Origin of the sequence: Enterococcus sp. AZ129, from assembly GCF_051714505.1 — a bacterium.
Lineage (GTDB): Bacteria > Bacillota > Bacilli > Lactobacillales > Enterococcaceae > Enterococcus > Enterococcus faecalis.
This window is the reverse complement of sequence record NZ_JBIORY010000001.1, coordinates 630,332-643,954: the sequence shown is the minus strand read 5'-3', so window position 1 is coordinate 643,954 and position 13,623 is coordinate 630,332. Positions and strand designations below refer to the sequence as shown.

The 13,623-nt window shown below is 37.3% G+C and carries 11 protein-coding genes; 7 read left to right on the top strand and 4 right to left on the bottom strand.

The genetic code is table 11. The features are described 5' to 3' along the window. The first annotated feature begins 15 nt into the window (after positions 1 to 15). On the top strand, positions 16 to 321 hold the full coding sequence (locus IGJ90_RS03150) for a helix-turn-helix transcriptional regulator (RefSeq protein WP_002355748.1): 306 nt from the start codon (positions 16 to 18) through the stop codon (positions 319 to 321). Positions 322 to 665: 344 nt separating this feature from the next. Here the strand turns inward: IGJ90_RS03150 and queA are convergent, their stop codons facing one another. Continuing rightward, the gene (queA, locus tag IGJ90_RS03145; protein WP_002366269.1) at positions 666 to 1,697 is read right to left on the bottom strand and encodes a tRNA preQ1(34) S-adenosylmethionine ribosyltransferase-isomerase QueA; all 1,032 of its coding nucleotides are present in this window, start codon (positions 1,695 to 1,697) and stop codon (positions 666 to 668) included. Between the two features lie 165 nt (positions 1,698 to 1,862). Between queA and IGJ90_RS03140 the strand changes: the two genes are divergently transcribed. The 6 genes from IGJ90_RS03140 to IGJ90_RS03115 all read left to right on the top strand — a co-directional run bounded on the left by IGJ90_RS03140 (position 1,863) and on the right by IGJ90_RS03115 (position 7,337). Further along, positions 1,863 to 2,753 (top strand): ring-cleaving dioxygenase, encoded by an 891-nt coding sequence (locus tag IGJ90_RS03140; protein ID WP_002366267.1) that lies wholly within the window; start codon positions 1,863 to 1,865, stop codon positions 2,751 to 2,753. A gap of 626 nt (positions 2,754 to 3,379) precedes the next feature. After that, positions 3,380 to 4,573: a betaine/proline/choline family ABC transporter ATP-binding protein gene (locus tag IGJ90_RS03135; protein ID WP_002355745.1), complete on the top strand. Its 1,194-nt coding sequence runs from the start codon at positions 3,380 to 3,382 to the stop codon at positions 4,571 to 4,573. A gap of 3 nt (positions 4,574 to 4,576) precedes the next feature. Then, positions 4,577 to 5,212 (top strand): ABC transporter permease, encoded by a 636-nt coding sequence (locus tag IGJ90_RS03130; protein WP_002355744.1) that lies wholly within the window; start codon positions 4,577 to 4,579, stop codon positions 5,210 to 5,212. Between the two features lie 2 nt (positions 5,213 to 5,214). Next, positions 5,215 to 6,135 (top strand): osmoprotectant ABC transporter substrate-binding protein, encoded by a 921-nt coding sequence (locus IGJ90_RS03125; protein ID WP_002355743.1) that lies wholly within the window; start codon positions 5,215 to 5,217, stop codon positions 6,133 to 6,135. Positions 6,136 to 6,138: 3 nt separating this feature from the next. After that, positions 6,139 to 6,801 (top strand): ABC transporter permease, encoded by a 663-nt coding sequence (locus IGJ90_RS03120; RefSeq protein ID WP_002363261.1) that lies wholly within the window; start codon positions 6,139 to 6,141, stop codon positions 6,799 to 6,801. 71 nt (positions 6,802 to 6,872) lie between these two features. Further along, positions 6,873 to 7,337: a GNAT family N-acetyltransferase gene (locus IGJ90_RS03115; RefSeq protein ID WP_174092577.1), complete on the top strand. Its 465-nt coding sequence runs from the start codon at positions 6,873 to 6,875 to the stop codon at positions 7,335 to 7,337. Positions 7,338 to 7,371: 34 nt separating this feature from the next. On the opposite strand, the gene IGJ90_RS03110 is transcribed toward IGJ90_RS03115, so the two are convergent. From IGJ90_RS03110 to IGJ90_RS03100, 3 genes are all read right to left on the bottom strand, one after another. Continuing rightward, positions 7,372 to 9,195, bottom strand: a complete 1,824-nt coding sequence (locus IGJ90_RS03110) for an APC family permease (RefSeq protein ID WP_002379167.1) — start codon at positions 9,193 to 9,195, stop codon at positions 7,372 to 7,374. 297 nt (positions 9,196 to 9,492) lie between these two features. Continuing rightward, positions 9,493 to 10,662, bottom strand: a complete 1,170-nt coding sequence (locus IGJ90_RS03105) for a cation diffusion facilitator family transporter (protein WP_438767562.1) — start codon at positions 10,660 to 10,662, stop codon at positions 9,493 to 9,495. A gap of 220 nt (positions 10,663 to 10,882) precedes the next feature. After that, the gene (locus tag IGJ90_RS03100) at positions 10,883 to 13,588 is read right to left on the bottom strand and encodes a YhgE/Pip domain-containing protein (protein WP_002366264.1); all 2,706 of its coding nucleotides are present in this window, start codon (positions 13,586 to 13,588) and stop codon (positions 10,883 to 10,885) included. Positions 13,589 to 13,623 lie beyond the last annotated feature (35 nt).

Here is a 13,623-nt window from a genome sequence, read left to right as displayed (position 1 = left end):
GTATCAAATAATCATATGTGTTATATTCAAGGTGCACATTCTATTTTATCTTCTTTTAAAGGAGGGAATGCTATGCGAAAAAAGAAAAAATCTTCGTTTGAAAGTTCAATTCATGTTTATCGTGCTATGGCTCGTATGACCCAGCAAGATTTGGCTAATCGAGTCGGTGTCTCTCGACAAACAATTATTCAACTGGAACGAAACAAGTACAATCCTTCATTACTTCTTGCGCATGACATCGCGAACGTCTTTGGCGTAACCATTGATGATGTGTTCACCTTCAAAGAAACACTGAATGACGATGTAGAACAAGAAGCCTAAACAGTATAAGCTGTACTTAACAAGACAATTTTTCTGATTGTACTTGGAGTTGCCGAGGTACAACTTAGTACCGGCAATACGAAGAAAGCATTTCTTCGTATTGTTGTTTCAATAATTAATCTTTTCTTACATAAAAAAAGAACGGCGCAACCGTGGTTGCGTCGTTCTTTTTATTCTAAGATTGTCTACTAAGCATTTTTGCTCTAGTAGCGTTTTGGTTTCTAACTTTATTATTTACAGGGGAAGAAAAAATAAAGCACACCTTTACTGTGATTCCAAAAATCACGTGTTTATCATAATATATTTTTGTTTCAATCCCAAGTATTCTGCTCACAAAGTGTCGCTTATTTAATAAACATTGCATCGCCAAAACTAAAGAAACGATATTTTTCCTCAATAGCATGTTGGTAAGCAGCCAATGTTAAGTCTTTTCCTGCAAAGGCACTCACAAGCATCACTAACGTAGATTTTGGTAAATGAAAGTTCGTTGAAAAAGCCTCTACGACTTTAAATTGATACCCTGGTGTGATAAAAATATCGGTCCAGCCACTGTCAGCCTGGATTTCACCATTAAATTTTGTGCCAATTGTTTCCAACGTACGAATAGAAGTTGTTCCAACGGCAACAATCCGACCGCCTGCTTGGCGCACTTCATTTAATTGCTTAGCCGCTTCTTCAGTTAAACGATAGAATTCGCTATGCATATGATGTTCTTCTATATTATCAACGCTCACGGGACGGAATGTTCCTAAACCGACATGTAAAGTTAAATAAACGAGATGAACACCTTTTGCTTTGATCTCTTCTAATAGTTCTTTTGTAAAATGCAAACCCGCTGTTGGTGCTGCAGCTGAACCATTTTCTTCAGCATAAACCGTTTGATAACGATCTGGGTCATCTAGACGTTCTTTGATATATGGCGGCAATGGCATTTCTCCTAACGATTCTAAAATTTCTAAGAAAATACCATCATATTTAAATTCAATGATTCGACCACCATGTTCCAACTCTTCTTTAACCACCGCTTTTAGGCGACCATCGCCAAATTGAATTTCCGTGCCGACTTTTGCACGTTTCGCGGGTTTAATCAAGGTTTCCCATGTATCGCCTTCTGTATTTGTTAAAAGTAAAACTTCCAAATGACCGCCTGTTTCAGGTTTTTCTCCATATAAACGGGCCGGCAGTACCCGTGTATTATTCATGACTAATGCATCCCCAGGCTGTAATTCATCAAGAATATCATGGAAATGTTTATCCTCCATGGCCCCTGTTTCTTTATTTACAACTAATAATCGTGAACTAGCGCGATCTTTTAGTGGGGTTTGAGCAATTAATTCTTCTGGTAAATCAAAATCAAAATCTTCTGTACTTAGCATTTCCGTCACTCTTTCTACTAGTTTTTATCTTGGTTATTCTAACACTTTTTCTTGTTTCTGGCTATGTCAGCCTTCTGAATCAAACTAAATAGTTGTCAAAAAATGTCAGAAGCACTATACTTACTTTAAGTAAGTATACATAGTTATTTAGAGGAGGAACTCAAAATGCATGCTCAATTTCATCATGTTTCACTATTAGCGCGTCATGGTCAAGAAAACCAATCATTCTATACAAAATTGTTAGGCTTACGCTTTGTCAAAAATACCGTCAATCAAGACAACAATCGCATGCCTCATTATTTTTATGGCGATTATCAAGGCACACCGGGAAGCTTAGTAACTTTTTTTATCGTACCCTTATTAGGCAACCGCTATGAAGAAAAAAATTATTTAGCCACGATTGGCTTAAAAATTCCCCAAAACAGCCTTTCCTTTTGGGAACAACGTTTAACAGAAAACAAAATTCCATTTAACAAAAAAGAAAAGAGCCTCCATTTCAGTGATCCAGATGATACGCATATTATCCTGACAGAAGTTCCTGAAAATCCATTAAAAGAAACACTCGTTGTTTCTAACGACATTCCAGCAGCGGTTCAAATTATCGGTTTGACCTCTACGGAATTTCATGTGCCAGATTCTGAAAAAACCTTGGCCTTTTTTGAAACATTTCTTGGTTGGCAAGCAGTTGGCAATACGATTATTTTAAGTGAGACGGAAAGCTTTTCTGTTCATCAAACAACGTCGGATAAAACAAGCCGAATGGGGCGTGGCAGTATGGATCATATTGCTTTTTCTGTGGCTGATGATGAAGCATTACAAGAACTACACACGCGCGCTTTAGCACAAGGCTGGGAAATTGAAATGTATGTAAGTCGTGGATATTTTAAAAGTTTATACATTCGTGAACCAGGCGGGAATCGGGTTGAATTTGCTACTTTGACTCCTGGTTTTACATTGGATGAGCCTCTGGAACATTTAGGGGAAACATTGGCTTTACCGCCTTTTTTAGAACCAAAACGGACTGCAATTGAAGCCAACCTCTACAAAGACATGTAACCAACGCTTTAGAAAACAACGGAAGACGGACGTAATAATCGGTGACAAAGTTACGTCCGTCTCTCTTCCCCTATGTTTGAATGTTTGAACAAGAGAATAAAAAATGACCTTCAGATTTTTCTGAACGTCATTGCACATTCCATAAAAAGCATCCTTCGTTCTTCCACTTCTTACTTCTAAAAAAAACTGGTAATTTTTTCAAAAATTCAGTAAAATAAAAGTGATCAATGGTTTCCATTGATTGAACGGGCAACTTGATGGTCCACTTGCACAGGTGACTATTCAAGGCTTCGTGATTTAGTTGCCGCTAAATCATGAAGCGCCTTTTTTTATTTTATTCCCTTGTTCTCTTTCCATTCTAATGAAAAACTCAGCTCCCGTCAACTTGCTACAAAGGATACTTTTCTTTGTTATAGCGGCTTTTTCCCCTTCTCAGAACACTCTTTTTAACATCTTGTTTCGTTCAGACAACTTTTACTAAACAATAGTTGTCTTTTCTTTTTTTTAGAACGAATTAAAAAATTTTTACCGCCTTCTTTTTCCCATTAAAAATAGATTACATTTGTCGAAATCGCATTTTTATAGCATACTAGTAATAAGATACATTTTCAAAATATTTAGTTGAGGTGAGTAAGTTGATAGAATTTCAGCATGTATCAAAATTTTATAAAGGCGGAAAAGTCGCCGTTGATGACATTAATTTGTCTTTCGATAAAGGTGAATTTATCTGCTTCATCGGAACAAGTGGTAGTGGAAAAACGACATCAATGCGGATGCTTAACCGCATGACTGACCCTTCAAAAGGAAAAATTTTAATTGATGGCCAAGATATTCAAAAAATCAATCCTGTAGAGCTACGTCGCCAAATTGGCTATGTCATTCAAAATATCGGCTTGATGCCTCACATGACCATTCGTGAAAATATCGTTTTAGTGCCTAAATTATTAAAAGTACCTGTGGAAGAACGCAATAAGATAGCCGAAAAAATGATTGATTTGGTTGAGTTACCACGAGAAATGTTAGACCGCTATCCCAATGAACTTTCTGGGGGACAACAACAAAGAATCGGCGTTGTGCGGGCTTTAGCTGCCAATCAAGATATTATTCTAATGGATGAACCTTTTGGTGCTTTAGATCCTATCACCCGTGATTCATTACAAGATTTAGTGAAAGATTTACAAGAACGTTTAGGAAAAACGATCGTCTTTGTTACTCATGATATGGATGAAGCGTTGAAATTAGCAAATAAAATTGCCATTATGAGCGAAGGCAAAGTAATTCAATTTGACACACCAGATAATATTTTACGTCATCCAGCCAATGAATTTGTAGAAGAACTCATCGGAGAAGATCGCCTATTACAAGCCAAACCTGATTTCACCACTGTTGATGAAGTCATGTTAAATTCAGCTATTACTATCACGCCGGAAAAATCTTTACAAGAAGCGATTAAATTGATGCGTGAAAAACGGGTTGATACCTTATTAGTTGTTGATAATTCCCATGTGCTTAAAGGCTTTATCGATGTTGAAACATTAGATCAGCAACGTGGCAAAGCTTCTAGTGTCGGTGATATCTTGAATAAAGATGTCTTCTTTGTTCAAAAAACCGCTCTTTTACGTGATGCTTTACAAAGAATCTTAAAACGTGGCTTAAAATATGTGCCAGTCGTTGATGAACAAAAACGAGTGGTGGGCATCTTAACACGTGCTTCCCTTGTTGACATTGTTTATGATGTTATCTGGGGCGATGAAACAACGATTAGTGAAGCTGTAGAAGCAAAACAAAGCGAGTCCGAAACTGATAAAGAGGAGGCGTAAGCAATGAGTAGCTTCTTTCAAGAATATGGATCAGAAATGATTTCAAAAAGTATTGAACATATTTATATTTCATTCTTTGCACTTTTATTAGGGGTCGCTATCGCTGTGCCCGTTGGCGTTTGGTTAACACGTTTGCCCAAAGTAGCCAATATTGTCATTGGTTTAACAAGTGCCTTACAAACGGTTCCTTCGTTGGCTTTATTAGCTTTGATGATTCCAATTTTTGGTGTCGGCAAAACACCCGCTATTATCGCGCTATTCATCTATTCCCTTCTACCTATTTTAAGAAACACGTATATCGGAATGAAAAATGTCGATGAAAATTACCGAGATGTTGCTAAAGGCATGGGCATGACCAATTTACAGTCTATTTTTAGTGTTGAATTACCCATTGCCATGCCAACAATTATGGCCGGCATTCGTTTAGCTGCTGTCTATGTCATAGCTTGGGCTACACTGGCTTCTTATATTGGTGCAGGCGGTCTTGGTGATATGATTTTCAGTGGATTAAATAACTATCAGCCAGAATTAATCTTTGGCGGGACTATTCCGGTAACTATTTTAGCGCTTTTAGCAGATGTTCTTCTTGGATTATTAGAAAATCGTTTAACGCCAAAAGCTTTAAGGGAGGGCGAATAATGATGAAAAAGAAACTCAAGTTAAGCTTACTCTTCTTAAGCAGTTTACTTTTATTGGCAGGTTGTTCTTTACCTGGTCTCGCTTCAACTTCTGATGATAACACTGTCGCCATTACAGGTGGGATTACTTCAGAAGCGCAGATTTTAGGGAGCATTGTAGCGGATATGGTTGAGCATTACACAGATAAAAAAACAAATGTGATTAACAACTTAGCCACTACTACCATCAATCACCAAGCAATGTTAAACGGAGATGCCTCAATTTCTGCAGCTCGTTATACTGGTACTGACGTGACTACTACGCTGGGCTTACCAGCGGAAAAAGACCCTAAAAAAGCGTTCAATCTAGTTCAATCAGAATTCGAAAAACGTTATCAACAAACTTGGTTCCCTTCATATGGGTTTGAAAATACTTATGTATTCTTAGTTACAAAAGAAACGGCTGAGAAATACAATTTAAAAACAGTCAGTGATTTAGGGAAAGTCGCAGACAAATTAGTTGCTGGTGTCGATACTGCGTGGATCACACGTGAAGGCGACGGTTATGAAGGCTTTAAAAAGGAATACAACTTCCAATTTAAATCTATTTTACCAATGCAAATTGGCTTGGTGTACGATGCAGTCAACGCTGGAAAAATGGACGTTATCTTAGGTTACTCAACAGATGGCCGGATTGGTAGTTACGATTTAGTCATGTTAAAAGATGACAAGCGCTTCTTCCCGCCTTATGATGCCGCTCCTGTGGTTAGTGACAAATTATTAAAAGAAACGCCGGAAATTAAAGATGTCTTAAATCGCTTAGATGGTAAAATTTCTACCAAAAAAATGCAAGAATTGAACTATCAAGCAGATAATGATTTAATTGAACCTGCTGTCGTAGCCGAACGTTTCTTAAAAGAAAATAACTATTTTGAGGGGGAGTAACAGATGAATAATATGAATTTATTCCAACAATTTATCTACTATTTCCAACAAAATGGCGGCTACGTCTTTCAACAATTTTTACGTCACTTTTTAATTTCGATTTATGGCGTAATCTTTGCTGCAATTGTCGGGATTCCTATTGGGATTATGATTTCACGTAAACGTAGCTTAGCCAACTGGATTATCCGTTTAGCGAACATTATCCAAACAGTACCAGCTTTGGCAATGCTTTCGATTTTAATGTTGGGGATGGGCTTAGGTGTCAACACGGTGGTTGTAACGGTCTTCCTTTATTCTCTCCTGCCAATTATCAAGAATACGTACACTGGCATGATTCAAGTGGATCGCAATATTTTAGATGTTGGTAAAGGAATGGGTATGACAAAAGTACAACTTCTTTATATGGTCGAGTTACCTTTATCTGTTTCAGTAATCATGGCAGGTATTCGAAATGCGTTAGTCGTCGCAATCGGGATTACTGCGATTGGTGCTTTCGTTGGTGCTGGTGGTTTAGGGGATATTATTATTCGTGGAACCAATGCCACAGATGGTGCTTCTATCATTTTAGTCGGTGCCTTACCAACAGCCTTTATGGCGATTATCACAGATTGGGTTCTAGGGATTATTGAACGTCGTTTAGACCCAGCTAGCAAACATTCCAATTAATAAAAAATACAGAGCAGATCCAACATTGTTTCTTTTCAATGGGATCTGTTCTTTTATCTAGGAGATTAATAATGTCTAACTATACTATTATCGATTTAAACCAACAACCACACTTAATTCCGTCAGCTGCTCAATGGTTTAGCCAAAAGTGGCAAAACCCCGCTGAAGCGTATCAAGCAAGTATGCAGGAAATGCTAACTAGCGAAAACCACGTACCACATTGGTGGGTCTGCTTGAATAAACAGCAGGACATCGTTGCAGGCGTGGGCGTAATTGATAATGACTTCCACAATCGTGCAGACCTTACACCAAACCTTTGTGCATTGTATGTCGAACCAACATTTCGTCACCAAGGCTTAGCAGGAATTCTTTTAACAACAGTTGGTGATTTTCTAGCTAATTCTGGATTTAAAAAGCTTTATTTGCTCACAGACCATACTACTTTTTATGAAAGATATGACTGGGAATTTTTGACCATGGTAACCACCGAAGAGCAGTCTTGCGCTAGAATTTATCAAAAACAATTACGTCAATAAAAAAATCTGCCATCAAAAGATGGCAGACTTTTATTTATTTTTTCAAGTGATAACTATAGGTAGCCACAATAATATTTTCCCGCCACGCTAAACGAATCCGCAAGCGTAAACTTGTTTGGTTATGCAAAATATTTTGCCAACGTTTATTTGGTACAAATTGTGGTACTAAAACTGTTGTACTGTAGTTATGCTTCGTGGCATTTTTACTAACCAAATCAACATAACGTAAGATAGGATTTTGCAGTGAACGATACGAAGAATGGACAATTGATAGACGAACGTCCGGGAAGTGTTTTTTAAACTCTTCCTGAATTTCTTTTTCCTTCTCAACATTTTCATCCATTGAGACATGCATGGCAACAACATAATCGCCAATGGAACGCGCATAATTCAAGGCGCCGACATTTGCCTTGGTTACGTTCCCTACTAGAACAATAACTGTATTCCCATCAAACTCATGCAACTGTGCCCCGTCTTCTAAACGTAGCTGTTCCGCCACATTTTTATAGTGAGTGTTGACCCGATAAAATGCATAAATCAACACTGGCATAATAATAAAGAACGGCCAGATGTCCCCTAATCGATAAATAAACAAAATGGCGATAATCGCGAAAGAGATAAAGGCGCCGACAATGTTAGCAATTGATTTTGGCAACCAATTTTTAGTTTCTTTTCGCCATTTTACAACCATCCCCGATTGAGACAAAGCAAACGGAATAAACACACCAATTGAATACAATGGGATTAAACGTTCTGTGGAACCTTGGAAAATCAATAATAAAACAATGGAACCAGCAGCTAAAGTTAAAATACCATTTGAATAGCCTAAACGGTCGCCACGATCCATATACATATGCGGCATAAACTTATCTTTGGCTAAGTTATAAGCCAAAACTGGAAAGGCTGAGAATCCTGTGTTAGCGGCAACCGCTAAAATTAAGGCTGTCGCAAACTGTAATAAATAATATAAAATATTTTGACCAAAGACCGCTTTCCCAATTTGTGAAAGAACTGTCACTTCTTCTTTGGGCACAATCCCATACCAATAGTTAATAAACGTAATCCCCACGAAGAAGAACCCTAAAATCGTTGCCATTAACGCTAACGTCCCAGCAGCATTTTTTGCTCGTGGTTTCTTAAAGAATGGCACTGCATTACTGATTGCTTCGACCCCTGTTAAGGAAGAAGAACCAGATGAAAAAGCCCGTAAAACTAAGGCAATAGAAATTCCTGGAACCACGGCTCCTGGTAAAGCTGTCGCATTCAATGGCTGTGCGCCAGTCACAATTTTAAATAGCCCAACAACAATCAGTAAGGTAATAATTGCGATAAAACTATACACTGGCAACATTAAGAACGAAGCTGATTCTCTCAGGCCCCTCAAGTTCATTAAGGTAATCAATATCACAATCCCAATAGAAATTGCTACTTGATGACCATATAACGCTGGAATCGCCGATATAATCGCCTCTGCACCCGCTGAAACTGAAACGGCTACTGTTAGCATATAATCGACTAACAACGACCCACCAGCCAATAAACCGGCATTTCTGCCAAGGTTTTCACTACTAACAACGTATGCGCCGCCGCCATGCGGATAAGCATGAATAATTTGTCGGTACGACAATGTTAAAGAAATAAGTAAAATAATAACAAATGCAGCAATTGGTAATGAATACCAAATCGCAGCCGCCGACAAAGTAACCAGAACCACCACTATTTGTTCTGTACCATACGCAATGGATGAAAGTGCATCAGAAGATAACAACGCAAGCGCTGCAAATCTGCTTAATTTATGTTCATCATTTTCGGCTGATTTCAATGGTTTCCCAATGAACAGTCGTTTTAAATCCGCCATTTTTTTCTACTCCTTTTCTCTAGAGTGACCCGCTCACTTTTTTCATTATTTTTTATCAAACAAATCCATATGCTACGCTTCTCACAATGAAAAGTCAATTGATTTTTGTTACTGAAAAAGATAAAAAAATCACCATCTTTTTTTAATCAGACACTCATTTAAAGTCCCCCGCTTCCTTTATCTTATCAAGAGAATCCAGATAACAAAAGGATTTGCATTCTCTAAACAAAAAAGCGAGAGCTAAAAGTCTATTTGACCTTTTGGCTCACGCTTAAAAACTTAGTTAATTATTCCCTTTTATTGTAACAAGTACGTATGATCGAAGGTAATTTCCACTTTATAACGACCAATTTTTTCATAAACTTGCCGCTGAATTTCCACACCCAGTTCAAATTCAGATAATTTTGATTCTGTAGGCAAAACCAAGTCGAACAAAATCTTCGGCTCTTCGCCATGGGTAACTAAGCGGATATCATGGACTTTTAAAGACGCATCAAAAGAACGAATAATCTTTTTGATTGTTTGATGAACAAATTGTTGTGTTGGGTCATACAAATTCACTGGATCAATATGACAAACAAGGTTAACATCTAATTCTTCTTTAAACTTCGCTTCAATCGCATCGATTGTCTGATGGGCTTTATTTAAATCCCAGCGATCATCAATTTCAATGTGAACAGACGCAAACGTTTGGCTGGGACCATAATTATGAATCAGTAAATCGTGATATCCTACAATTGTTTCTATTTTTGATAAGACATTCTTCATTTCATCAATTTCTGTTTGGCTCGGACGCATGCCCATCAACTCATTAATAAATTCGCGAATTAACTGCAGCCCACTATAAATAATATATGCAGCAATTAAAAAACCAATATATCCATCAATTCGCAAACCAGTGACGCCTTCAATAAATGCAGAAATCAAAACAGCTAATGTAGTATAAACATCATTGAAGCTATCCTTAGCAGAAGCAACTAATGCTTGAGAATCAATTTTTGCTGATACTTTTTTGTAAAACAGCCCTTGCCAAATTTTAATCCCAATTGACAAAGCTAAAACAGCAAATAAAATGGGTGTCACCCTGATTGATTCTGGATGCAGGATACGATCAACGGAGGTCGTTAGAAACTCAAACCCAATAAACGTAATCACTAATGATACAAGCATTCCACTAATATATTCAAAACGTTCATGGCCATAGGGATGTTCTTTATCCGCTGGCTTACCAGCAATATAAAAACCGACTAATGTTAAAACTGAAGAAATAGTATCGGACAAGCTATTAATGGCATCTGCCATGATTGAAACACTACCTGAAAGCAAGCCAATCATAAATTTACTAACGAATAAAAATAAATTAGAAACAAGCCCAATCCGCCCGGCAAAAGCACCGAATGCTGTTCGTTTTTCCAATTTACGACGTTCAATTTTTTTCTCATATCGTTGAAGCAATGCTTGAATCATTTTACAACCCCTACCCACTTTTTATTTCTTAAAAAAATACTATAAAACCTTTTTATGTATTTGTACACAAAAAACCTCACTTTCTGAGGGAGATTTTATTATTTAGCATTGCCAAAAAGTCAAAAGCAAGAGCCCCCAAAACTTCTTTGTTAGGGTTGCCTTGAAAATAAAGAAAAACAAAAAGCCGAAAACGCTAGAGACGTTTTCAGCTTTTTGTTTTTTAATGGAATAAATGGCTCTTTTGTGCTAAAGCCGCAAATTTTTTCGATCTGTGTTCCAGATGTGGATAAAGAATTGCACCGCCAATACTAAATACGACTGAAATCCCCACCATAATCCAAATTGCAAACCAAGCATTTGGCCAGTAAATGCCTCCTGCTGATTCCCTTAGCAAGTTCACGGCATGCGTAAACGGCAAGAACGGATTAATCATTTGGAAGAATTTACCTGAGACTTGAATTGGGTAGTTCCCACCCCCACCAGAGATAGATAGTACCAAGATTATTATCGCAATTCCTTTCCCTACATTGCCAAAGAGAGCAACAAGCACATAAACCATTATCATAAACGTAATGGCAATCAATACCGCAAACCAGACGCTATACGCTGGATTACGAACATCTACGCCTAACGCAAAGTAATTACCTAAGGTTACAATCAGTGCTTGACCAATCCCCATGACAATGAAGGTAAACATCCGTGCTGAAAATTGTTCCCGTTTAGAAAAGCGTTTTTTATCTTTTCCTTCAAGATAAACATCCGTTGTCGCAACACTTGAGAATAATACAGCGCCAACCCATAAACACAAAGCTGTATAGAATGGGGTACTTGCCGAACCATTATTAGCAATCGGATAAACAGCATGTTCTTTGACTTCAACTGGTTGTGTAAAGAAGTCACTTTCTTTATTGGCATCTAATTTTAGTAATTTAAGAATTTCGCCTAAGTCAACTTCTTTTTCACCTTTACGGATTGCATTCGCTGCTTTGTGTAATCCTGTTTTGATATTTGGCCAATCATTAATAATTAGTTCGTTGGCTTTGTCTAAGGCCGCTTCAACATCTGGCATTTTCTCATTGACTGTTTTCAAGGTATTCGTTAAATCTTTTCGGATACCTGGATAGTCATTTTGCATAAAGGCTGCCGCTTTGCTGACTTTGTCTTGAATGACTGGTAAATCGTTTTTATACAAATCAGCACCACGATTAATGCCATTGACAATGGTTTCCATATTACCATTCAACATCGTATTCGCATCATGAATTTCTTGTTTAATTGCCGGCATTTCGGCTTGATATTTTTCTAATAAAGAAATCGCATTAGTGACCGTTTGACTTGTTGAGCTCAATAATCCTTCAAAGTCAATTTGTTGCGCTTTGTTTAGTTGGCCTTGAGCGTTTTGGATGGTACTAATTAGTTTGTTTAAAATGGTTGAAACGGTATTACTAATTCCGTTTACATCAACACTGCCCACAATACTAGAAATATTAGTTGCCATTTCGTCAATCTCATTTAAATAATTTTGTACTCCAGAGATATCACCCGCTTGGACTAAAGCATTTAATTGATTCAAGCGATTGCTAAAATCTGTTAATAAATCATTTACATGGCTTAATTGAGCAATCGCACCATCTAAGTCATGATTACCAGCATTTTCTTGGAGTTGTTTCATAAACGCAATAATGTCGTTAATTGCTTGCTGTTGCCGTTGGATATTAGTTGTGAAATCTTGTACTACTTCATTAATATGTTGTTTTTCTTCTGGCGTTAACTGTCCATCATCTAACGCTTGACGAATAGTCGCGACTACAGAAGTTGTTGTTGTAGCAACTTGCTGGATAGATTTCAAAGTCACTTCAACGCTATTCGTAATGCTTGGTAACGCCTCTTGCAATTTATTAGCGCCATCTAATGTGACATTCCCTAAATCATTGGCTTGATCACCTAGTTTACGAATATCTGGTAACGCCGTTTGGACTTGTTGAATGATTTCTAATCCTTGTTTTGCTTCTTGGATTCCTTCGCTCATTGTTTGTTCCACAGAGGCAAAGTCTTCATCAATCATAGCAATTTGTCGGCCAGCGTTTTGAATTTCTGGAATTTTTTCTTGTAACGTCAAAATAACACTAGCTTGTTCTTTGATGCTTGGCATTTTGCCATTTAGCTCAACAATCTTCTCTCCTAAAGCATCAACTTCAGGTAAATATTTCATCGCATCGTTGGCTTTCGCTAATTTTTCTTTTAGCTCAGGCATCTTACCATGTAAGTCTGTGACTTGTTTTGCGTACGTATCAATGGTTCCAATGTTGGCATCTGTATCTAAAATCATGCTCTTAACTTTTTGAATGCTAACCATGTTTTTATCAATATCATAGCCAATATCATTGAATGTTTTGATTAACGTACTACTTGCCGTTTTAATGAATTCTTCCGAAATTTGTGACTGAATGGAAGAAGCGCCTTTTGACGTAATTTTCGGCGCAATTGCATTAATTTTTTCGTTAATTGAGTATTCAATTTTAGGTTTATTGATATCACCAGAAGTAAAACTTAGCAAATCTTTGGAAAAATCTTTAGGTAAATAAATCCCGGCAAAATATTTTCCTGATTGGACCCCTTTGTCTAATTCCTTTTTCGAATCAACAAAACGCCAACCTAATTGCTTGTTTTTCTTCAAGTTTTTCAAGACTTCATCACCAATATTGACCGATTTATCTTGAAAAGTTGCTGTTTGGTCATCACTATAGACCGCTATTGGTAACTCTCCTGTATTTGAATACGGATCCCATAGTGCTTTAATGTTAAACCATGCATATAATGATGGAATAATCATTAAGGCAACAATCAAAAATGTTGCTACTGGGTTTTTAAAAATTCTTTTCCAATCTAAAATAAATAGTTCCCATGTATTTTTTATATGTTTCATAAAATCACCTGCTTTTTTTTGTGCCTGAATAACTT

Coding starts and splice junctions, on each gene's coding strand:
- IGJ90_RS03150 (WP_002355748.1), top strand. CDS start 16: ATGTGTTATATTCAAGGTGCACATTCTATTTTATCTTCTTTTAAAGGA.
- queA (WP_002366269.1), bottom strand. CDS start 1,697: ATGCTAAGTACAGAAGATTTTGATTTTGATTTACCAGAAGAATTAATT.
- IGJ90_RS03140 (WP_002366267.1), top strand. CDS start 1,863: ATGCATGCTCAATTTCATCATGTTTCACTATTAGCGCGTCATGGTCAA.
- IGJ90_RS03130 (WP_002355744.1), top strand. CDS start 4,577: ATGAGTAGCTTCTTTCAAGAATATGGATCAGAAATGATTTCAAAAAGT.
- IGJ90_RS03125 (WP_002355743.1), top strand. CDS start 5,215: ATGAAAAAGAAACTCAAGTTAAGCTTACTCTTCTTAAGCAGTTTACTT.
- IGJ90_RS03120 (WP_002363261.1), top strand. CDS start 6,139: ATGAATAATATGAATTTATTCCAACAATTTATCTACTATTTCCAACAA.
- IGJ90_RS03115 (WP_174092577.1), top strand. CDS start 6,873: ATGTCTAACTATACTATTATCGATTTAAACCAACAACCACACTTAATT.
- IGJ90_RS03110 (WP_002379167.1), bottom strand. CDS start 9,195: ATGGCGGATTTAAAACGACTGTTCATTGGGAAACCATTGAAATCAGCC.
- IGJ90_RS03105 (WP_438767562.1), bottom strand. CDS start 10,662: ATGATTCAAGCATTGCTTCAACGATATGAGAAAAAAATTGAACGTCGT.
- IGJ90_RS03100 (WP_002366264.1), bottom strand. CDS start 13,588: ATGAAACATATAAAAAATACATGGGAACTATTTATTTTAGATTGGAAA.